This window comes from Leifsonia sp. Soil_N53 (assembly GCF_057655165.1).
The window spans coordinates 1-19,560 of record NZ_JBDGMM010000060.1; the positions used below are offsets into that span (position 1 = coordinate 1).

At 70.2% G+C, this 19,560-nt stretch carries 21 protein-coding genes and 1 pseudogene; 12 read left to right on the top strand and 10 right to left on the bottom strand.

What is annotated here, in order from left to right; all coding sequences use genetic code 11:
• The 4 genes from AC3A3H_RS10310 to AC3A3H_RS10325 form a co-directional block, all read left to right on the top strand.
• Nucleotides 1–1,568 (top strand): S1C family serine protease (locus tag AC3A3H_RS10310; protein ID WP_487614473.1); only part of this gene is annotated, 1,568 nt, incomplete at its 5' end.
• A 122-nt stretch (nucleotides 1,569–1,690) separates the two neighbouring features.
• On the top strand, nucleotides 1,691–2,734 hold the full coding sequence (locus AC3A3H_RS10315) for a glycosyltransferase family 2 protein (protein ID WP_487614474.1): 1,044 nt from the start codon (nucleotides 1,691–1,693) through the stop codon (nucleotides 2,732–2,734).
• A 2-nt stretch (nucleotides 2,735–2,736) separates the two neighbouring features.
• Nucleotides 2,737–3,555, top strand: a complete 819-nt coding sequence (locus AC3A3H_RS10320) for a CDP-alcohol phosphatidyltransferase family protein (RefSeq protein ID WP_487614475.1) — start codon at nucleotides 2,737–2,739, stop codon at nucleotides 3,553–3,555.
• On the top strand, nucleotides 3,548–4,429 hold the full coding sequence (locus tag AC3A3H_RS10325; protein WP_487614476.1) for a glycosyltransferase family 2 protein: 882 nt from the start codon (nucleotides 3,548–3,550) through the stop codon (nucleotides 4,427–4,429). The genes AC3A3H_RS10320 and AC3A3H_RS10325 overlap by 8 nt, the downstream gene beginning before the upstream one ends.
• On the opposite strand, the gene AC3A3H_RS10330 is transcribed toward AC3A3H_RS10325, so the two are convergent.
• From AC3A3H_RS10330 to AC3A3H_RS10355, 6 genes are all read right to left on the bottom strand, one after another.
• Nucleotides 4,426–5,343 (bottom strand): hypothetical protein, encoded by a 918-nt coding sequence (locus tag AC3A3H_RS10330; protein WP_487614477.1) that lies wholly within the window; start codon nucleotides 5,341–5,343, stop codon nucleotides 4,426–4,428. The two genes, AC3A3H_RS10325 and AC3A3H_RS10330, sit on opposite strands and share 4 nt — an antisense overlap.
• 58 nt (nucleotides 5,344–5,401) lie before the next feature.
• Nucleotides 5,402–5,701, bottom strand: a complete 300-nt coding sequence (locus AC3A3H_RS10335; protein ID WP_487614478.1) for a helix-turn-helix domain-containing protein — start codon at nucleotides 5,699–5,701, stop codon at nucleotides 5,402–5,404.
• Nucleotides 5,702–5,830: 129 nt separating this feature from the next.
• Nucleotides 5,831–6,148, bottom strand: a complete 318-nt coding sequence (locus AC3A3H_RS10340) for a hypothetical protein (RefSeq protein ID WP_487614479.1) — start codon at nucleotides 6,146–6,148, stop codon at nucleotides 5,831–5,833.
• A gap of 137 nt (nucleotides 6,149–6,285) precedes the next feature.
• Nucleotides 6,286–7,020, bottom strand: a complete 735-nt coding sequence (locus AC3A3H_RS10345) for an ABC transporter ATP-binding protein (RefSeq protein ID WP_487614480.1) — start codon at nucleotides 7,018–7,020, stop codon at nucleotides 6,286–6,288.
• Nucleotides 7,021–7,905 carry an ABC transporter permease gene (locus AC3A3H_RS10350; protein WP_487614481.1) on the bottom strand — a complete coding sequence of 295 codons (885 nt, stop codon included), beginning with the start codon at nucleotides 7,903–7,905 and terminating at the stop codon, nucleotides 7,021–7,023.
• A gap of 54 nt (nucleotides 7,906–7,959) precedes the next feature.
• Complete coding sequence (locus AC3A3H_RS10355; protein WP_487614482.1) at nucleotides 7,960–8,652, bottom strand: phosphocholine cytidylyltransferase family protein; 693 nt, start codon at nucleotides 8,650–8,652, stop codon at nucleotides 7,960–7,962.
• A gap of 408 nt (nucleotides 8,653–9,060) precedes the next feature.
• Here AC3A3H_RS10355 and AC3A3H_RS10360 point away from each other — a divergent pair, with 408 nt between their 5' ends.
• Genes AC3A3H_RS10360 through AC3A3H_RS10370 form a run of 3 tightly spaced genes read left to right on the top strand, consistent with a single transcriptional unit; the run spans nucleotide 9,061 to nucleotide 11,916 of the window.
• Nucleotides 9,061–10,044 carry an ABC transporter ATP-binding protein gene (locus AC3A3H_RS10360; protein ID WP_487614483.1) on the top strand — a complete coding sequence of 328 codons (984 nt, stop codon included), beginning with the start codon at nucleotides 9,061–9,063 and terminating at the stop codon, nucleotides 10,042–10,044.
• Nucleotides 10,020–11,597 carry a hypothetical protein gene (locus AC3A3H_RS10365; protein ID WP_487614484.1) on the top strand — a complete coding sequence of 526 codons (1,578 nt, stop codon included), beginning with the start codon at nucleotides 10,020–10,022 and terminating at the stop codon, nucleotides 11,595–11,597. Before AC3A3H_RS10360 ends, AC3A3H_RS10365 begins: the two co-directional genes overlap by 25 nt.
• 40 nt (nucleotides 11,598–11,637) lie before the next feature.
• Complete coding sequence (locus AC3A3H_RS10370; protein WP_487614485.1) at nucleotides 11,638–11,916, top strand: DUF3039 domain-containing protein; 279 nt, start codon at nucleotides 11,638–11,640, stop codon at nucleotides 11,914–11,916.
• 784 nt (nucleotides 11,917–12,700) lie between these two features.
• On the opposite strand, the gene AC3A3H_RS10375 is transcribed toward AC3A3H_RS10370, so the two are convergent.
• Both AC3A3H_RS10375 and AC3A3H_RS10380 read right to left on the bottom strand, forming a co-directional pair.
• The gene (locus AC3A3H_RS10375; protein WP_487614486.1) at nucleotides 12,701–13,339 is read right to left on the bottom strand and encodes a hypothetical protein; all 639 of its coding nucleotides are present in this window, start codon (nucleotides 13,337–13,339) and stop codon (nucleotides 12,701–12,703) included.
• An 18-nt stretch (nucleotides 13,340–13,357) separates the two neighbouring features.
• On the bottom strand, nucleotides 13,358–13,759 hold the full coding sequence (locus AC3A3H_RS10380) for a hypothetical protein (protein WP_487614487.1): 402 nt from the start codon (nucleotides 13,757–13,759) through the stop codon (nucleotides 13,358–13,360).
• A gap of 369 nt (nucleotides 13,760–14,128) precedes the next feature.
• Between AC3A3H_RS10380 and AC3A3H_RS10385 the strand changes: the two are divergent.
• Nucleotides 14,129–14,212 (top strand): annotated as a pseudogene (locus AC3A3H_RS10385) (DUF3039 domain-containing protein); the annotation flags it as partial.
• 9 nt (nucleotides 14,213–14,221) lie between these two features.
• Here AC3A3H_RS10385 and AC3A3H_RS10390 read toward each other — a convergent pair.
• Nucleotides 14,222–15,526, bottom strand: coding sequence for a nicotinate phosphoribosyltransferase (locus tag AC3A3H_RS10390; protein ID WP_487614488.1), 1,305 nt, complete (start codon nucleotides 15,524–15,526; stop codon nucleotides 14,222–14,224).
• A 44-nt stretch (nucleotides 15,527–15,570) separates the two neighbouring features.
• On the opposite strand from AC3A3H_RS10390, the gene murI reads away from it, so the two are divergent.
• The 4 genes from murI to AC3A3H_RS10410 all read left to right on the top strand — a co-directional run bounded on the left by murI (nucleotide 15,571) and on the right by AC3A3H_RS10410 (nucleotide 18,800).
• A complete protein-coding gene (gene murI, locus AC3A3H_RS10395) occupies nucleotides 15,571–16,389 on the top strand; it encodes a glutamate racemase (protein WP_487614489.1) in 819 nt (272 codons plus the stop codon).
• Nucleotides 16,390–16,452: 63 nt separating this feature from the next.
• On the top strand, nucleotides 16,453–17,208 hold the full coding sequence (rph, locus tag AC3A3H_RS10400) for a ribonuclease PH (protein ID WP_487614490.1): 756 nt from the start codon (nucleotides 16,453–16,455) through the stop codon (nucleotides 17,206–17,208).
• Entirely contained in the window at nucleotides 17,208–17,807 is a 600-nt protein-coding gene (rdgB, locus tag AC3A3H_RS10405) for an RdgB/HAM1 family non-canonical purine NTP pyrophosphatase (RefSeq protein WP_487614491.1), read from the top strand. The genes rph and rdgB overlap by 1 nt, the downstream gene beginning before the upstream one ends.
• A gap of 90 nt (nucleotides 17,808–17,897) precedes the next feature.
• Nucleotides 17,898–18,800 carry a cation diffusion facilitator family transporter gene (locus AC3A3H_RS10410; protein WP_487614492.1) on the top strand — a complete coding sequence of 301 codons (903 nt, stop codon included), beginning with the start codon at nucleotides 17,898–17,900 and terminating at the stop codon, nucleotides 18,798–18,800.
• A 34-nt stretch (nucleotides 18,801–18,834) separates the two neighbouring features.
• Here AC3A3H_RS10410 and AC3A3H_RS10415 read toward each other — a convergent pair whose 3' ends face one another.
• Nucleotides 18,835–19,545: a DedA family protein gene (locus AC3A3H_RS10415; RefSeq protein WP_487614608.1), complete on the bottom strand. Its 711-nt coding sequence runs from the start codon at nucleotides 19,543–19,545 to the stop codon at nucleotides 18,835–18,837.
• Nucleotides 19,546–19,560: the final 15 nt, after the last annotated feature.

Below are 19,560 nucleotides of genomic sequence, written 5' to 3' on the forward strand. Positions count from 1 at the left end.
CCGCACCCGTCGCGGACCACGGCTGGACCGCCCCGGCCGCTCAGCCCACGGCGCAGCAGCCGACCGCCGAGCAGCCGACGGCGCAGCAGCCGACCGCGCAGCAGCCGACGGCACCCCAGGGACCCGTCCCCGTGGCGCACACCCAGCCGACCCAGCCGCTCGCCCCGCAGCAGCCCTACGGCCAGCCGGTCGCCGGCGCGCAGCCGCAGCCGCAGCCGCAGCCGAACTACGGCAACGGCGCGTTCGGCCAGCCCGCCTACGCGCAGGCCCCCTACGGCCAGCAGCCGGGCGCCCACCAGCAGGGCTACGCGACCGCACCGGGCACCCCGGGCGCCGACAAGGCGCCGCGCAAGCGCAACACCGGCCTCATCATCGCCACGCTCGCCATCGGTGCGCTGATCGGCGGCATCGCCGGAGCGGGCGCCGGCATCGGCCTCTACTCCGCCACCGGCAGCAATGCGACCATCAAGACCGTCTCCGGTCCGCAGAACATCACCGTCAACGACACCAACAACGCCACCACGGTGACCGCTGTCGCCGCCAAGGCGTCGCCGAGCGTCGTCACCATCTCCGTCAGCGCCTCCAGCGAAGGCGGTACCGGCTCCGGCGTCGTGCTGAGCTCCGACGGCTACGTCCTCACCAACACCCACGTCGTCACCCTCGACGGCGCCGCGTCGGACGTCAGCGTCAGCGTCACGGACAACAACGGCAAGATCTACACCGCCAAGATCGTCGGCACCGACCCGACGACCGACCTCGCCGTCATCAAGCTCGACGGCGCCAGCGGGATGACGCCGATGACCTGGGCCGACTCCAGTAAGCTGAACGTGGGGGCCACCACGGTCGCCATCGGCGCCCCGCTCGGTCTGTCCGGCACCGTCACCGACGGCATCGTCAGCGCACTGAACCGGTCGATCAGCATCGCGTCCTCCGCAGCTCCCAAGTCGAGCGACGGCGGTACCGGCGGCAACGGCGACGGCAGCTCGCAGAACCCGTTCAACTTCGACTTCCCGAACCAGGGCGGCGGCTCCCAGCAGAGCGGCAGCCAGGGCACGATCTCGCTCCCCGTCATCCAGACGGACGCGTCGATCAACCCGGGCAACTCGGGCGGCGCCCTGCTCAACAGCAAGGGCGAGCTGATCGGCATCAACGTCGCCATCGCGAGCGCCGGCGGCAGCAGCTCGAGCGGCAGCCAGTCGGGCAGCATCGGCGTCGGCTTCTCGATCCCGTCCAACCTGGCGAAGCGGGTCTCCGACGAGCTGATCAAGAACGGCAAGGCGACCCACGGCCTCCTCGGCGCATCGGTCGGCGACGCGAGCTCCGACAGCAAGGCCACCACGGTCGGCGCGTCGATCAAGTCGGTCACCTCGGGCGGCGCCGCGGCGAGCGCGGGCCTGCAGGCCGGCGATGTCGTGGTCAACTTCAACGGGCTGCCGATCACGGACGCCACGGACCTGACCGCACAGGTGCGCGCACTGGCCGCCGGCGCCAAGGCCGACATCACCTACCTCCGCGGCGGCGAGACCAAGACCGCCTCGGTCACCCTGGGCTCGCTCCCGGCGAACTGATCCGAGCCGGTAACGGAAGGCCGTCCCGCACTGCGGGGCGGCTTTCCGCCGTCGTTCCGTCCCACGGGCCGCCCAGGCGCCGGCTGGTAAGCTCGGCGCGACCCGAACGACGAATGGATCAGATGCCGGACGACAACGTGAACACCCTCCCCGGTGTGTCCTACGTGATGCCCGTCCTCAACGAGGCGACCCACGTGCGGGCGGCGGTCGACAGCCTGCTGGCGCAGGACTACACCGGGCCGTTCGAGGTCACCATCGCCCTCGGGCCGAGCATCGACGGCACCACCGAGCTGGTCGAGGAGCTCGCGGCCGTCGACTCCCGCATCCGCGTCGTCGACAACGAGGTGGGCTCCACTCCCGCCGGTCTGAACCTGGCGATCCGCGGCTCGAAGTACCCCGTCGTCATCCGCGTCGACGCGCACAGCGTCCTGCCGCCGGACTACGCCCGCATCGCCGTGGAGACCATCCTGGAGACCGGCGCGGACAACGTCGGCGGGCTGATGGACGCGCAGGGCACGACCTCCTTCGAGCGCGCCGTCGCGCGCGCCTACGGCAGCCGGATCGGGCTCGGCGGCACCAAGCTCCACGTCGGCGGCGCCGCCGGCCCCGCCGAGACGGTCTACCTCGGCGTGTTCCGCCGCGACCGGCTCCTGGAGGTCGGGCTCTTCGACGAGGAGATCAAGCGCGGCCAGGACTGGGAGCTCAACCGGCGCATCCGGCAGTCCGGGGGGACCGTCTGGTTCACGCCGCGCCTGCGTGTCGTCTACCGGCCGCGCCCCAACCTGTACCGGCTCGCCCGGCAGTTCTTCTCGACCGGCATCTGGCGCGGCGAGCTCGCCCGGCGCTACCCGGCAGCCAACGGCGTGCGCTACTTCGCCCCGCCCGTGATGGTGCTCGGCGTCGCCCTCGGCGTCCTGCTCGGCCTGGGCGGGGTGCTGCAGGCGCTGCTCGGCGCGACCCCCTGGCTGCTCTGGGCGTTCCTCATCCCGGCGGTGTACCTCGTCATCGTCGTGGCCTCTGCGCTGCTCTGGGGACGCCGCGACGGCTTTTCGTCGTTCCTCTGGTTTCTCGTAGTCTTGCCGTGCATCCATTTCAGCTGGGGCGTCGGGTTCATCCTCGGATACCTGTCCCTCACGCGGAACATCACGGCCCACACGGGAAGGTAGGCATGACAGCACCGGGACCCGCAGCGCACGGAGCGCGGCCGTCGTCGATCGCCGAGCTCAAGGCGGTGGCGCAGCCTCCCGAGGTGCGCGGCCGGCGCAACGCCGAGCACTGGACGGCGTCGCTGTACCTGCGCAACCTGTCGCCGTACCTGACCTGGTTCCTGCTCAAGACCTCCATCTCGGCCAACGGCGTCACCGGCCTGATGATCCTGACCGGCTGGGCGACGGCGGCGAGCCTCCTCATCCCGGGGATCGGCGGAGCGGCGCTGGCGCTCGTCCTCGGCCAGGTCCAGATGCTGGTGGACTGCTGCGACGGCGAGGTGGCGCGCTGGCGCAAGACCTCCTCGCCGGCCGGGATGTTCCTGGACAATGTCGGGCACTACACGACCGAGACGCTGATCGCGATCGTGCTCGGCGTGCGCGCGGCCGGCTTCCCGTTCGAGGCGCCGCAGGACTTCCTGTGGACGAACCTCGGCACGCTGCTCGCGCTCATCATCGTGCTGAACAAGGCGCTCAACGACATGGTGCGGGTCGCGCGGGCGAGCGCCGGCCTCCCCAAACTGGCCGACACGGAGGCCGCGTACGCGCCGACGCACGGCGTGGTCGCCACCCTGCGCAAGGCCGCCAAGTTCCTCCCGTTCCACCGGCTGTACCACTCGGTCGAGCTCACCATCATGATCTTCGTGTTCTCGATCGTCGGCCTGTTCATCGGCGCGACCCTCGCCGACCGCATCCTGCTGTCGGCGCTCGTGCCGCTGGCCCTGCTCGCGGCGATCGGCCACTTCGTCGCCATCATGTCGTCCAAGCGGGTCCGTGGCTGACCCCACGGTCGGCGTCGTCGTGCTCACGCAGGGCACGCGGCCGGAGGACCTCGTCCGCGGCGTGGAGTCCGTCCTCGCACAGCAGGGCGTGGTCACCGACATCGTCGTGGTCGGCAACGGCTGGGACCCGGCCTCGGCGCAGCCTCCGCTGCCGGCCGGGGTGGCGGCACTTGCGCTTCCCGACAACCTCGGCATCCCGGCCGGGCGCAACCGGGGCGTCGCGTCGGTGGCGGGGGAGTACCTGCTGTTCCTCGACGACGACGCCGACATCCCGTCGCCGGCGTTCCTGCGCGACGCGATCGCGCTGCTGCGGAGCGACACCGGCATCGGGATGATCCAGCCCCGGCTGCGGGCGCGCGACGGAGCGCCGTCCCCGCGCCGGTGGATCCCGCGGATCCGCAAGGGCGACCCGGAGCAGTCGTCCGCCGTGTTCTCGGTGCTGGAGGCGGTCATCGTGATCCCGCGCGACGTGTTCGAGCGCGCCGGCGGCTGGGCGGACCCGTTCTTCTACGCGCACGAGGGCATCGAGCTGGCCTGGCGGGTCTGGGACCAGGGCAAGCGCGTCTGGTACGCGGGCGACCTGATCGCTGAGCACCCGGCCGTCTCGCCGACCCGGCACTCGTACTACTACCGGCTGAACGCCCGCAACCGGGTCTGGCTGGCTCGGCGCAACCTGCCGGCCGCGCTGGTGCCGCTGTACGTCGGCTCGTGGACGGGCATCCAGCTGCTGCGCTGGTACCGCACGCCCGACGTACTGCGCGCCTGGTTCGGCGGCTGGCGCGAAGGATGGCGCACCGACCCGGGCGAACGCCGCCCGATCAGCTGGCGCACCGTGCTGCGCATGACAGCCGCCGGCCGCCCGCCGATCGTCTAGCGCTCGAGCGCGGTGGGCGTGTCGGGCCCTCCGCCCGCCTCCAGGGCGGCCGGACCGTCCGCGGCTCGTCCACGCCGCAGCACCCGCGCCGGAACCGCCGCGCGCAGCACCACGCCGGCCTGCCGCACGCGGCCGCCCGTGCTCGCGCCGAAGCGCCGCAGGGCGCCGGGACCCTCCACCGGCGTGAGCGCCTCCGGGATGACGACCGGGGGCGGACCGAAGGCGAGCCGCGAGTTCATCACCACCCGGCGGCCGAGGATGTGGTTGCCCGTGCCGCCGACCACCGCGCCGATGCCGAAGGGGATCGCCCGCGCGACGATCGACGCGCCGCCCCGAACCGCGAACTGCCGGATGAAGACGTTCCGAAGCCGGTCAACCAGCGGCCCCACGACCATCGAGGGCAGCGTCGTCGTGACGAGCTCTCCCCAGTACGCCGTTCGCGTCACACCCGCCCCGGACACCTGACCGGCGAGCTGGCGCACCAGGTCGGAGCCCTCACGGCCGAGCATCATCGTGAGGACCAGGGCTCGCGCCCGGGCGGGGTCGTCCACCGCGACGCCGTGCAGTTCGCTGAGCGACTGCGCGTAGAGGGCGGTGGCCTCCAGGAACGCGGCCGTCTCGAGCCCGGAGAGGGCGAGTGTCACGCCGGTGCCGATGGCCGGGATCACGGCGGTGGCTCCGACCGCGGCGCCTCCCGTGGTGACTGCCGCGAGGTACCGCCGTTCCAGGATCCCCGCCAGCTCGGCGGCCGTCGCCTCGGGGTGCCGCCGCCGCAGTCCGCGCAGGTGCGCGAGGATCACGGGTCGCTGGATGCCGAGGAAACGGTCGAGCGTGGCGTCCACGGCACGCGGGGTGTCGCCGCCGCGTGGCGGGCCGCCGGTCGGGGAGACGAAGGGATCGGGATGCTTGGTCATCCCTACCGAGTGTATGCCGACACTCCGGCAGGACCAGGGCCCCCGAGGAGCGCGGCGCTCAGCTGCGTCTGTCGCGCTCCCGGAGGAAGTCGGCCGCAGTCAGGACGTCGTACTCGGCGGGCAGGTCGTCCCGCGACAGACCGTCCGTCAGAGTCGCCACGTCCGTGCCGAGCACGCTGGCGATGCGCAGCATCGTGACCAGGCTGGGGTTCGCGATGCCCCGCTCGATCTTGCCGTAGTTCGTGACGTGCATCTCCGCGAGCTCGGCGATGCTCTCCTGACTGAGGCCGAGGTCGATCCGCGCTCGGCGCACCTTGTTCCCGAAGTGCGTGGCGGCAGGCGACCTCGAATGATTCATGTCTTATGCATATCCGGAGCGGGATTCGCGAACCAGAGTGCTCGCCCCGTCGGCATTCGCGCCCGAGGCCTGGACATCGGAAAATGCAGGTAATCGCGGCCGGCCGCATCGTGCGGCCGGCCGCGACTCTCAGAAGCTCACCTGCCAGAGGTACTCCCGGCCGTCGGGCGGGAACCACCGCACCACGAGCAGGGTGTCCCGGGCGGGATCGCCGCCGCTGAGGCTGGCGCGCACGGCCTCGCCCGGCCGGATGAGGGAGGGCGAGCTCACGCGCACGGACGAGCTGCCCGCGATGCTCACGGTGACGCCGCGCAGCTCTTCCGAGCTGGTGTTGACGAGGCGGTAATGCGGGTCGCCGCTGCGGTCGACGGTCCAGGGGACGGGATAGGCGAAGCGCTTGTCCCGGAGCGGGGCGAGGGGCTGGCGAAGGTTCCGAACGTGTCTCATGCAGCCACGGTAAGGACCCCCTCCGACGTTCGAAGGCCGAAATCGGGCATGAAGACCCGATCTGTGGACAACCCGCGCCGATTTCTTTCTGTGGAGGACGACCATGCCCGGGCAAACCGGCCCTGACCAGGGGTTTTCTACGACCCGTAGTCCTGGTTGTAGAGGTCGAGCACGTCGTCGATCGGGCCGTCCAGCACGAGCTTGCCCTTGTCCAGATAGAGTCCGCGCGCGCAGAACCGGCGCAGATCCTTCTCGTTGTGCGAGACGAAGAACAGGGTGCGACCGCCATCGAGGAGCTCCTCGATCTTCGCGTAGCACTTCTCCTTGAAGCCCCGGTCGCCGACCGCGAGCACTTCGTCCACCAGCAGCACCGGCTCCTCCAGCTGGGCGATCACCGAGAAGGCGATCCGGACCTTCATGCCGCTCGAGAGGTGCTTGTACGGGGTGTCCACGAAGTCGCCGATCTCGGCGAACGCGATGATCTCGTCGAACCGGGCGTCGATCTGCGACTTGGTCATCCCGTGCAGGCCGGCCGTCAGGTAGACGTTGTCGCGGACGGTCAGGTCGTCGACGAACCCGCCGGTGATCTCGATGAGGGGGGCCACGCCCTCCGTGACCGTGACCGTGCCCTCGTCGGGCAGCATGACGCCGGCGACGAGCTTCAGCAGGGTCGACTTGCCCTGGCCGTTGCGGCCGACCACACCGATGGCCTCACCGGCCTGCACGCGGAACGAGACGTTCCGCAGCGGCCAGAAGTCGTCCGGGCGCGCACGGCGCTGGCGCCCGCCGAACAGATCCTTGAACGAGCGGCGTGCGCCGCGGTTGCGTTTGAACCGCACGCCGAGGCCGGAGACGTCGATGACGGCGGACACCTAGATCTCCTTCAGGATGTCGCGCTCGAAGCGCTTGAACACGAGCCAGCCGATCCCGAGCAGCAGCAGCGACATCAGCGCCGCCACGATGACCAGGTACCAGTCCAGCTCCTCGGGGAAGAACGCCGACCGGTAGAGGCTGAAGATGCCGGTGAGCGGGTTGAACGCCGACCAGAAGTGCAGCGAGAACAGCGTCTCGGTCTGGGCGCCCGGGTTGGCCGCGACGTACGCGGCGCAGTGCTTGGCTGCCACGCCCGGGCCGCAGCCGCCCGGGAGGTCGCGGGCGCTGTAGATGATCGGCGACGCGTAGAAGAGGAACCGCAGGGCCAGCTTCACCGCGCGCTCCAGGTCGCGGAAGAACACGACGAGCGGGGCGACGATCAGGCCGACCCCGACGGTGAGGACGATCTGGATGAGCACCGCCAACGGGAAGAGCAGGATGTCGATGTTCACCCGCGCGCCGGTCGCGATCGCGAAGATCGCGAGCACCGGCAGCGACAGCAGGAACTCGATGCCCTTCGCGGTCACGATCCGATTCACCCAGATCGTGCGCGGGATCGTCGTGGAGCGGATGAGCTTCGCCTCGCGGATGTACGCCCGCGTGCTGTCGGACACCGCGCCGTTGAACCACATCCACGGCAGGAGCGCCGCGAGCAGGAACACGATGTAGGGGTTCTCACCGACGCTGCGGTGGAAGATCACCGTGAAGACGAACCAGTAGATCGCGCTCATGACGAGCGGATCGAGGATCGACCACAGGTAGCCCAGCGCGCTGGTCGAGTAGCGGACGCGCAGGTCTCGCACCGTCAGCAGCCACAGCGAGTGGCGGTAACGGGCGAAGCGCGTCCGCTGCGCAGGGCGCAGTTCGGCGGAGGTACTGGTCACGGGAACCTATCGTATTGATCGCAGGCTGCGTGTTCGCGTCACGCGGCCCTTCGACTATACGAAAAGATTCGCGCGCTCCAGGTCCTCCTGGAAGTCGACCTCGACGGCGTACAGGTCGGAGATGTCCACCGGCTCGACCAGCAGGCGGTCCTGCTCGATCGCGAGCTCGAGGCCGCGCTCGAAGTAGTCCTGGTCGGCGACGCGCTGGAGCTGGCGCAGCAGGGCGGCCTTCTCCTTGCTCGAGATGTAGTTGATGCCGACGGCCTCGCCCAGGCCGCCCTTGACGGTCTTGGACAGCTCGTGGATGTAGCCCTCCGGGCCGGTGGTGTACTTGACCTCCTCGTCGGCGACCGACGAGGTGTTGACGGTCACGAAGGTCTGGTCGCGCGCCACCATGGCGGCGGCACGGACGAGGACGGCCGGGTCGAACACGACGTCGCCGTTCATCCACAGCACGCCGCCGGGGCCGGAGGCCTGGAGCGCGCGCATGAGGCTCTTGGAGGTGTTGGTCTGGTCGTACTGCTCGTTGTAGACGAACTCGGCGTCGGGGAACGCCTCGATGATGTGCTCGAGCTTGTAGCCCACGACGATGGTCACGGTCACGTCCTTGCCGAACGCGGCGTGGATGTTGTCGAACTGCTGCTGCATGATGGTGCGGCCGTCGCTCAGTTCCGTCAGCGGCTTGGGGAGGCTGCGGCCGAGCCGGCTGCCCATGCCAGCCGCGAGGATCACTACCTGGGTCGTCACAATCGTCTCCTTGATTCCGCGCGAACCCCGTCGAGGGAGTGTTCCGGCGGCGCTTCGGGCGCCTGCCACTCCCGGATGTCACCGGGAGTTCATTCACGCTTTACGTGTTTCGACACGCCTTCATGCCTGCACCAGAATACCGGCGACCCTCGTCCGGGGGCAGGGGTTGACGGCGGTCGTTGCTGGGTCGTTATGTTCCTCACAGGACTTTCCTAGGCGCGCTGAGGACGTTTCCTGGGCGCGCTGAGAACGCTGAGGGCCAGTCTGCGAGGTCACCCGTCGGGGGGTACGCAAGGGGTTCCGTCTTGGTACGGTTGCGTGGTGAGTTCCGAGCACGCACGACCCGGCAGCAGCACCCACCCGGCGTCGAGCGAGCCCGATACCCGGGGGGACGGCGAGGGGGAGCGGATGTCCGAGATCACGCAGACGGAGACGGAGCAGGCGGCGCCTGTCGCACGCCCCGCTGCCAAGCGCACGCAGCCCAAGACGGCCGCCGCAGCGGCGGCGCCGAGCACGCGCACGCCCACGCCGCGCAAGCGCCAGCCGAGGCAGAAGTCGACCGAGGCGAAGACGGCGGTCCAGCAGACGGTGACGCCGGAGCCCGTGCGGCCCGCACCCGCCGTCGACACGCGCCCGAGCGTCCTCACCGTCCACGGGCTGAGCAAGCGCTACGGCTCGATCGTCGCCGTCGACGGCGTCTCCCTCGACGTGCGCGAGGGCTCGTTCTACGGCATCGTCGGGCCGAACGGCGCGGGAAAGACCACGACGCTCTCGATGGTCACCGGCCTGCTGCGCCCCGACGAGGGCCGGATCGTCGTGCACGGCGTGGACGTCTGGACGGAGCCGGTGCGCGCCAAGCACGTCATCGGCGTCCTCCCCGACAAGCTGCGCCTGTTCGATCGCCTCACGGGCGCGCAGTTCCTGCACTACGCCGGAACGCTGCGCGGCCTGTCCGCCAAGACCGTCCACGCGCGCACCGCCGACCTCGCGAACGCCTTCGGCATCGAGGACGCACTCGACCGGCTCGTCGCCGACTACTCGGCCGGCATGACCAAGAAGATCGCCCTCGCCGCAGCCATGATCCACTCGCCGCGCCTCCTGGTGCTCGACGAGCCCTTCGAGTCCGTCGATCCGGTCTCCGCCGCGAACGTCGTGGACATCCTGCAGCGTTACACCGCGGCGGGCGGCACCGTCGTGCTCTCCAGCCACGGCATGGACATGATCGAGCGCGTCTGCGACAGCGTCGCGATCATCGTGCGCGGGCAGGTGCTCGCGGCCGGGACCATCGACGAGGTGCGCGGCGAGCAGACCCTGGAGGAGCGGTTCGTCGACCTGGCGGGCGGACGCAAGGCGGCGGAGGGCATGGAGTGGTTGCACAGCTTCTCGGACTGAGGCTCAGGCTCCTCGGCAACGCGTTCCGGCGCAGCCCGTGGCAGGTCTTCGGCCTGGCGCTGGGGCTGGCCTACGGGATCGTGACCGTCGTCCTGGTGCTCGGCGCCCTCGTGGCGGCGCGGCTCGCGCCGGATGTCGCCGACGTGCACGGGGTGCTGGTGGTGATCGGCTCGATCGTGGTCGCCGCCTTCCTCCTGCTGCCGCTGCTGTTCGGCGTGGACGACGCGCTCGACCCGCGCAAGCTGGCGCTGTTCGGCATCCCCGACCGCGAGCTCGCCCGTGCGCTGGCGCTCGCCGCGCTGGTCGGCGTCCCCGCCCTCGTGCTGTTCGTCTGCTCGCTGGGCACGGTGATCACCTGGTCCCGCGATCCCGGCGCGATGGTGCTCGCGGTGCTCTCGACGCTGCTGGTCGTGCCCACCTGCGTGCTGGCGTCTCGGGTCTCCACCGCGATCGCATCGCTCCTCGTCCCGCCGCGCCGCTCCAAGGAGGCCGGCGGCGTCATCGCGATCCTGGCCCTGGTGCTGGTCGCCCCGCTGCTGCTCCTGCTGCTCACCGTCGACTGGGGCCGCGACGGCCTCGGCACGCTGAACGGCCTGGCCGGCTGGCTGCAGTGGACCCCGCTCGGCGCGGTCTGGAGCATGCCGGGCGCGGCCGCCGAGGGCGACGGGGGTGCGGCCTTCGCGCAGTTCCTGATCGCCGTCGCAACTCTCGGCGTGCTCTGGCTGGTCTGGCGTTCCCTCGTGTCGCTGGTGCTCGTCGCGCCGGAGCGGGAGGCGCATGTGCGCGACCGCCACGGTCTCGGCTGGTTCTCCCGGCTCCCCGGCGGGCCGACGGCGGCGATCGCCGCGCGCTCGATGACCTACTGGGGGCGGGACGCGCGCTACTGGGTGGCGCTGGTGATGATCCCGGTCATCCCGGTGTTCGTGATCGTGGCGCTGGCCCTCGGCGGCCTCCCGATCCACTTCGCCTCGCTGGTGCCGCTGCCGCTGGTGTGCCTGTTCCTCGGCTGGACCATCCACAACGACGTCGCCTTCGACAGCACGGCCATCTGGCTGCACCTGGTGTCCGGCACGCGCGGCATCGCCGACCGGCTCGGGCGGATGTTCCCGCCCGTCCTGATCGGGATCCCCGTGATCGCGGTGGGCTCGGTGGTGACGGCCGCGGTCTTCGGCGACTGGGCGGTGCTGCCCGCGGTCGCCGCGCTGTGCGGCTCCATCCTGGTGATCGGCCTCGGCCTGTCCAGCGTGTTCTCGGTGCTGTTCCCGTACCCGGCGACCAAACCGGGCGACAGCGCGTTCACGCAGCCGCAGAGCTCCGGCGCCTCGGCGGCGCTCGCGCAGGCGCTCAGCTTCTTCCTGATCATCATCCTGGCGTCGCCGGCGGTCGTCTTCCTCGTCCTGGGCCTGACGGTCAGCCCGTTCTGGCTCGGCATCTCGCCGATCGCGTCCGTGCTGGTCGGCTTCGCCGTGCTCGGCGGCGGCCTGTGGGCCGGCGCGCGCGCGTTCGACCGGCGCGGGCCGGAGCTGATGGCGTTCGCGAACCGCAACGACTGAGCCCGGCCGTGCGCCCAGCTCACGTCGTTAGACTGGGGTGATGAACGACTCCAGCATCCTCGAACCCGGTGGAGAGCCGGCAGGCGGCGGCGCGACGACGCTCGAGCGCGAGCTCCTGGAGACTCCCCAGATCTCCGAGCCCGGCGACCACGAGCGCTTCTCGCACTACGTGAAGAAGGAGCAGATCCTGGAGTCGGCGATGACCGGCAAGCCGGTGAAGGCGCTGTGCGGCAAGATGTGGACCCCGGGCCGCGACCCGGAGAAGTTCCCGGTCTGCCCCACCTGCAAGGAGATCTACGAGAAGCTGCGCGACGAGTAGGCCGCGCGCTCAGCCGAAGATCGTCGGCAGGACGGGGTCGCCCCGGCTCAGCCGGAACGCCTCGTCCGGGCAGTTCTGGTCACTACGCCGATGCCGGGAAGCGCGCGGGGCGCAACGCCAGCCGCCCAGCCGCCGCTTCGGCGGGGCGGTCAGGGGCGGTAATCTTTGCGGGGCATGTAGAGCGCCCGGGCTTGTTCGTCTGCGCTGTGGCCGCCTTTGAGCCCACTGCCGAGGATCATGAGTACCGTTCCGATTCGGCCGAGGACGATCAAAAGAATACGGCCGGTAGTGAGGAGCGCGTGCCCGATTCGCTTCCAGATCATCGTTCTCCAACCGTCGATCGGATGAGGCCCGGAGCTGTGAAAGAAGTCCGGACGCTATTACCAGGGTAAGGCGCCCCAGCGGGTGTCACTTGGTGATCTGGCACCTCAGTGGGGCGGTGTTTTTGGTGAATGCTGGGTGTGTCCATCGGCAGTGCACCGGGACGGAGCGCCTGCTGTAGGTCTGGGTTGCGGCGCTCTGCCCGCTGGTGGCTGATGCGCGTTGTCGACGGTGACGGTTGCCGCGTTCAATTGGGCCTGTGCCGCGTTTCCGGTGGTGGAGACGGTGGGGCTACCGCGCCAGACCCCGTGGGCGCTGTCACCCTTGTAGTAGCTGGTGCCCGCGGCGCTCACGTCCAACGGGTGGCCGAGCACCAACAGGAACACCACCGGCACGGCGAGAGCTGACAGCAGCGCGGGACGCCACCTGTTTCCGTGTGTTGTGGTCTGCGCAGACGCCGACATCAGTTGCCGTTCCCGTATTGCGGAGCCGGCATCCACGGCAGTTCGAGCGGGGCGCTACCGAAGCTCACGCCGTCAGCCGACCGCATCGCTCGCGACTTCCCTGTGGGGGCTACGGTGATCGTCTTGGACGCTTGGCTCGGGTGACCCACGAGCAGCTGGTCGCCGACTTTGACGTAACCGTCGATCTCGGTGGCGTATCCGGTCGGCAGGAAATATGCCCGCACACTTCCGGCCTTGGTGTCGACCTGGAGCGCCAGGCCCTGCTTCCAGACCACGGCTGCGGTCTGGCAGGTCATCGAGGCAAGCTGGTCAGGACCTGAGAGCAGGTTGATGAGGCAGGTCTCGCCATCTTCGTTGATGCCAAGCCAGAATTGAGCGTCGTCGGTCTCACCGAGCTGTCGCACGCTGCTGGCTTGGATACCGGGCAGCTCTTGGGTACCGGCCTGAAGGAACTTCGGTAGCGCGTCGGTGGTTGCCTGCGACTGCTGGAGTCGTGGCGAGAGCGCTTGGGTCATTGCCGGGTCGATTGCGTCGGCGGCAACCGCCTTCGGCTGACTGGTGTTGGTCACGATCACGAATCCCAGGCCCAAAGCCAAGGTCCCGGCTGCGAGAGTTGAAATGAAAGCTGTCTTGTTCATGCTTTGTGGTCCTTTCGGTCAGAAGCCAAGCGCGCAGTCGACCATCCCGTAGCGCGTTCCCTGTGGTACAAGTCCGGTGACCCATCGGCATTGGGCCGACACCGTGCGATATCCGCCGAACGTTTGAATCACCTGGGCAGGAGCCGAAGAGGTCCCCACTCCAGCCGTGAACACCTCCGCGTTGGCTTGGTCGGTGTAGGTGCGAACCCGTGCCTGGTTGTACTGAGCGCCCGTGTTCACCCCGTACCAGGTTCCGTTGGCGCTGTTGGCGGAACTCGACCGCCACGTCCACCAATTCGCGGCTTCGGCGGGAGTCACCACCGAAAGCGCGACCGTCACGGCCACTGTCAGCACCGCCCCCAACCCGAACGATGTTCTCCGTCCTCCACGGAATCGGTGATTCGCCTTGCAATTGCTCACCTTGCCTCCTTCTCGGCGGCGCCAATGCCACCGATATGCGCCGGCTGCTCGCCGCCGGTGCGCCCCCTCAGTAAATGTGCTGAGACCCGTGCGGCGATATGCCAACTGGGCAAATTGCGTACGCCACAGGGGCTACACTGCGTGCTGAGGTGCCGGATTGCGTGACCAAAAAGGCGATCTTGCGTGCCTTACCTGGTGCTGGCGCTGGTCTACGGCATCGTGGACGGTCGTCGTGGTGTTCGGCGCCCTGGTGGCGGCGCGCCTCGCGCCGTACGTCGCCGACCTGCACGCGGTTCTCGCCGTGCTCTCGGCGCTGCTCGTCGTGCCCACCTGCATCCTGGCGTCGCGGATCTCGACCGCCGTCGCCTCATGTGGACCCCGGGGCGCGACCCGGAGAAGTTCCCGGTCTGCCCCACCTGCAAGGAGATCTACGAGAAGCTGCGCGACGAGTAGGCCGCGCGCTCAGCCGAAGATCGTCGGCAGGACGGGGTCGCCCCGGCTCAGCCGGAACGCCTCGTCCGGCAGCTCCTTCATGGCGCTCGCACGGTGCTCACGAGCCTGCTTGGTGCCCGCTGCGCCGAGGTGCTCGCGGTGGAGCTCGCCGTCCGTGATCAGCGGGACGAGGAGGTCGCGACCGGTGTCGTCCGGCACGTCGCCGGACTCCACGATGTGCACGACCTCCGCGACCGCGCGCCCGGACGCGTCGAGCCGGCGGACCGGGTGCTTGCGGCCCGGGATGCTCGGCTTGCCGTCCGACTTCTTGGCCACGGGCACCCACTCCCCGGCGTCGTCGCGGTGCGCGACGAGCTTGTAGACCATCCCGGAGGCGGGCGAGCCCGAGCCGGTGACGACGGCGGTCCCGACGCCGTACGAGTCGACGGGCGAGGACGACAGCGCTGCGATGGTGAACTCGTCGAGGTCGTTGGTCACCGTGATCCGCGTGCGGGTCGCGCCGAGCCGGTCGAGCTGGTCGCGCACCTTCCGCACGAGCTTCGGGAGGTCGCCCGAGTCGAGACGGACGGCGCCGAGCTCCGGTCCGGCGACCCGGACCGCCGTCTCGATCGCGCGCTCCACGTCGAAGGTATCGACCAGCAGCGTCGTGCCGGGGCCGAGGGCGGCGACCTGCGCCCGGAAGGCGTCCTCCTCGCTGTCGTGCAGCAGGGTGAACGCGTGCGCCGCCGTCCCCATGGTCGGCACGCCCCAGGTGCGGCCCGCCTCCAGGTTGGAGGTCGCGCCGAACCCCGCGATGTACGCGGCGCGCGCCGCCGCGACGGCGCTGCGCTCGTTCGCGCGGCGCGAGCCCATTTCGGCGAGCGGGCGGCCCACGGCCGCCGTGACCATGCGCGCGGCGGCGGACGCCACCGCCGAGTCGTAGTTGAAGACGCTGAGGATGAGGGTCTCCAGGATGACCCCCTCGGCGAACGGCGCATCGACGATCAGGAACGGCGAGCCGGGGAAGAAGACCTCGCCCTCCCGGTAGCCGCGTATCGTGCCGGAGAACCGGAAGTCGGCGAGCCAGTCGAGCGTCTCCTGCCGCACCACCGCGTTGTCGCGCAGGTAGTCCAGCTCGGCATCGCCGAACCGGAAGCGCTCGATCAGCTCCAGCAGGCGCCCGGTGCCGGCGATGACGCCGTAGCGTCGGCCGGCGGGCAGGCGCCGGGTGAAGGCCTCGAACACGCTCTCCCGATCGTGGGTGCCCCGCAGCAGCGCGGCGTCGAGCATCGTGAGCTCGTAGCGGTCGGTCAGGAGCGCGGAGGACTCGGTCACGGCTCCCACCTTAGCGACGGCGCGGGCGGGTAGGCTGGACTGCTGTGACGGATGCGCCGATTGGGATCTTCGACTCGGGGGTCGGCGGGCTCACCGTCGCGCGGGCCATCCGCGACCAGCTTCCGAACGAGTCGCTGCTGTACGTCGGCGACACGGCGCACTCGCCCTACGGCCCGAAGTCGATCGCGGACGTGCGGCGCTATTCGCTGGAGGTCCTCGACTTCCTGGTCGACCAGGGCGTCAAGCTGATCGTGATCGCCTGCAACACGGCGTCGTCCGCGATGCTGCGCGATGCCCGCGAGCGCTACTCGGTGCCGGTGATCGAGGTCATCCAGCCGGCCGTGCGCCGCGCCGTGTCCGCGACCAGGACGGGACGCGTCGGCGTCATCGGCACGGCGGGCACGATCGCCTCCCGCGCCTACGAGGACGCCTTCGCCGCCGCGCCGTCGCTGGAGCTGTTCACACAGGCCTGCCCGCGGTTCGTCGAGTTCGTGGAGGCCGGGATCACCAGCGGCGAGGAGGTGCTGCGCGTCACGGCCGAGTACCTGGAGCCGCTGCGCGAGGCGGACGTGGACACGCTCGTCCTCGGCTGCACGCACTACCCGTTCCTGAAGGGCGCCATCTCCTACGTCATGGGCGAGGGCGTCTCCCTCGTCTCCAGCGACACCGAGACCGCCAAGGACGTCTACCGCACGCTCGTGAGCGGCGGCCTGGAGCGCCGGGAGACCACCCCGCCCACGATCCGCTACGAGGCCACCGGTCTGGATGCCGACTACTTCCTGCGCCTGGCGCACCGGTTCATCGGCCCGGAGGTCTCCCGGGTCGACCTGGTGCAGACCGGCGTCATCGACCTCCCGCTCTGAGCCCGGCCCGCCGCCAGCCCAGCGCACATCAATCGCCAACGCCCCCACCTCGAGGAGAGAACCGTGACCGACACCACCCGCGCCGACGGCCGCACCCCCGACCAGCTCCGGCCGGTCACGATCGAGCGCGGCTGGAGCCGCCAGGCCGAGGGTTCCGCGCTCGTCTCGTTCGGCAACACCCGCGTGCTCTGCACGGCGTCCTTCACGAACGGCGTCCCGCGCTGGATGACGGGCAAGGGCAAGGGCTGGGTCACGGCCGAGTACGCCATGCTGCCGCGCTCCACGAACGAGCGCATGGACCGGGAGTCCGTGAAGGGCCGGATCGGCGGCCGCACGCACGAGATCAGCCGCCTGATCGGCCGCAGCCTGCGCGCGGTGGTCGACATGAAGGCGCTCGGCGAGAACACCATCGTCATCGACTGCGACGTGCTCCAGGCGGACGGCGGCACCCGCACCGCCGCGATCACCGGCGCGTACGTCGCCCTCGCCGACGCGCTGGAGTGGGGCCGGCAGCACCGCTTCATCGGCCAGAAGGCCACGCCGCTGATCGACTCGGTGTCCGCGGTCTCCGTCGGCATCATCGACGGCTCGCCGATGCTGGACCTTGCGTACGTCGAGGATGTCCGCGCCGAGACCGACATGAACGTGGTCGTGACGGGCCGCGGCCTGTTCGTGGAGGTGCAGGGCACGGCGGAGGGCGCGCCCTTCGACCGCAGCGAGCTGAACGCGCTGCTCGACCTGGCGCTCGGCGGCACGACCGAGCTGGCCGAGGTGCAGCGCGCCGCGCTCGAGTCGTCCGCGCTCGGCATCGAGGGCTGATGGTCCGCGTCGTCCTCGCCACGCACAACGCGCATAAGGCGCGCGAGTTCCAGCAGATCCTCGGCGACGCCGTCCCGGGCCTGGAGATCGTCGGCTACGACGGTCCCGAGCCGGTCGAGGACGGCCTGACGTTCGAGGCGAACGCGCTGATCAAGGCGCGGGCCGCCGCGGCGCACACCGGGCTCCCCGCCCTCGCCGACGACTCCGGCATCTGCGTGGACGCGATGGGCGGTGCGCCGGGGATCTTCTCGGCGCGCTGGGCCGGAAGGCACGGTGACGCGCAGGCCAACCTCAGGCTGCTGCTCGATCAGCTCGCCGACCTCCCGGACGGTTCGCGCGCAGCCCACTTCACCGCGACGCTGGCACTGGTGTCGCCGGACGGCCAGGAGAGCGTCGTGGCGGGGATCTGGCCCGGCAGCATCGCGCACGAGGCGCGCGGCGAGCACGGCCACGGCTACGACCCGATCTTCGTCCCGGCCGGGCACGACGCCACGGCGGCGGAGCTCGGTCCCGAGGTCAAGAACGCCGAGAGCCACCGAGCGCGGGCCTTCACCGCCATCGTCCCCGCACTGCGCGAGCTGGTCGCCGGCGCGCGCTGAGGAGCTGTGGTGAGAATGAGAACGGCACTCATTCCTATCTAGCGGCAGCGCTGGCGTGCCCGCTCGACTTCGACATACCGTAGAAGAACCATGAGTCACGACCACGGCCACTCGGCCAACCGCAACCGGCTCCTGATCGCCATCGGGATCGTCGCCGCGGTCTTCGTCGTCCAGGTCGTGGGCGCGTGGCTGAGCGGTTCGCTCGCCCTGCTGGCGGACGCCGGGCACATGCTGAGCGATCTGACCGGCCTGGTCGTCGCACTCATGGCGACGATCGTCGCGGCGCGGCCGCCGACGGACCGGCAGACGTTCGGCTACCGCAGGGCCGAGGTCTTCGGTGCGCTCATCAACGGGCTGATCCTCGTCGTGGTCGCGGTGTTCGTGACCGTCGGCGCGATCGGCCGGCTCGTGACGGGGGAGACGGAGGTCCAGTCCGGGCCGATGCTCGTCGTGGCTGTGATCGGCCTGGTCGCGAACCTCGGCGCGCTGCTGCTGCTGCGTCCCGCCGCCGGCCACTCGATCAACATGCGCGGCGCGTACCTGGAGGTGTTCGGCGACCTGATCGGCTCGCTGACCGTCATCGTCGCGGCGCTGGTGATCATGTTCACCGGCTTCGCCCCGGCCGACGCGATCGCGTCGCTGCTGATCGCGGCCTTCATCGTCCCGCGCGCCGTGCTGCTGCTGCGCGACGTCGTCCGGGTGCTCAGCGAGTCGGCCCCGGCGGACACCGACGTGGCCGAGATCCGCGACCACATCCTCGGCACCCCCGGCGTGGTCGCCGTGCACGACGTGCATGTCTGGGCGATCACCTCGGGTGCGCCGGTGTTCACAGCGCACGTGGTGGTCGACGCCGGGGTCTTCCGCTCCGGCGCGACCGGGGAGCTCCTGGACGAGCTCTCCGGCTGCCTGGCGAAGCACTTCGACGTCGAGCACTCGACGTTCCAGCTCGAACCGGCCGAGCATGCCGCCCACGAGGACGAGTTCCACCGCTGACGAGCAGACGCACCCGGCGGCGGGACCCTCGGGGTCAGATGTCCGGGGTCGGGTGCGGGTCGGGTGTGGTGGCCTCGGCGTTCGCGGCGGCCTCCAGGCGCTTCCGCTTGGCCTTGCGCAGCGACTGGAAATAGTGGAACAGCGTCGGGATGAGGGTGACGACCACCGCTCCGATCAGGATGACGTCGATGTAGTTGGACACGAACGTCGCGACCGGCGGGATGTACCCGATCACGTAGCCGAACAGGGTGAGGCCCGCGCCCCAGATCAGCGCGCCGATCGCGTTGTAGAGCGAGTACTTCTTGTAGTTCATGTGCCCGACGCCGGCGGCGACCGGGGCGAAGGTGCGGACGATCGGGACGAACCGGGCCAGGATGACCGCGAGCGCGCCGAACCGGTCGAAGAACGCATTGGTGCGCCGCACGTTCTCCATGCTGAACAGCCCGGTCTCCTTGCGTTCGAACACGCGCGGCCCGGCCTTGTGGCCGATCAGATAGCCGACCTCGCCGCCGAGGAACGCGGCGAACGCGATGGCCAGGCACACCCACCAGATGTCGACGCCGAACACGAGGGCGGTGTGGGTCAGCAGGCCGGAGATCACCAGCAGGGTGTCACCCGGAAGCAGGAAGCCGACCAGCAGGCCGGTCTCGGCGAACACGATGCCGCAGACCACCAGCAGAGCCCAGGGGCCCGCGGCGCTGATGATCGTGTGCGGGTCGAGCCAGGGAATGAGGCCGGCGTGGATCACGTGTCTCCAGGG